General features: G+C 50.1%; 1 protein-coding gene. It reads right to left on the bottom strand.

Features of this window, described 5'->3' with window-relative positions:
- Nucleotides 1-701 (bottom strand): alpha/beta fold hydrolase (locus R7Z49_RS25130; RefSeq protein WP_318112404.1); only part of this gene is annotated, 701 nt, incomplete at both ends.

The following is a 701-nucleotide window of genomic DNA, read 5'->3' as shown; positions in this document are numbered from 1 at the left end:
AGCAATGCCGCATGAGGATTGGTTTTACGCAGCTTCTCGATAAAGCGTTTTTGCGCGAGATTGCTGACGATACGATCATTGCCTGCTTGAACCAGTAGCACAGGCACTTTTACTTGGCGAGTTAACAAAAAGCACTGTTTCGCTGCCATGAGTCCTTGCCATACCCAGCGCGTGCTTGGTCCGCCGACTTGCAGTTCCGGTTTTTCTGTATAGAGATTGCGAAACCACTGGTAGCGGCCTGCGCTTTGGCTGAGAGGATTGTCCTCAAAAGGCTTGGGAAAGTACGGCTTGTGGCCCGGCGCATAACGCGGCAGTGGTGACACGGCAGAAAGAATTTGCGTCACTGGGATAGCGATGGGTGATAAGTACCACGGCAAGTTAATGCCAAACATGGGTGCGCTTAAAATCAAACCAGTGAATGGGTGCTCTGGGTGGGTTTGCAGGTAGCGCGTCGCGATGGCACCGCCCATGGAGTGCGCGATGATAAAGCACTGCTGATATTGTTTAAGGTCGTGTTGTTTGATCACCACGTCCATATCATCAATATAGTCAGTAAAGTCATAGACGTGACCCATATCAGAGTCAGATAATAGGCGATCTGATAAACCTTGTCCTCGGTGGTCAAAGGAATACACATCGTAACCTTGGCGGTAGAGATCGTAAAACAGCTCTTGGTACTTCCAGGAAGATTCGATGCGGCC

Source organism: Vibrio sp. 1562, from assembly GCF_033340155.1.
GTDB classification, from domain to species: domain Bacteria; phylum Pseudomonadota; class Gammaproteobacteria; order Enterobacterales; family Vibrionaceae; genus Vibrio; species Vibrio alginolyticus.
This window is presented reverse-complemented; position numbering and strand designations above follow the sequence as displayed.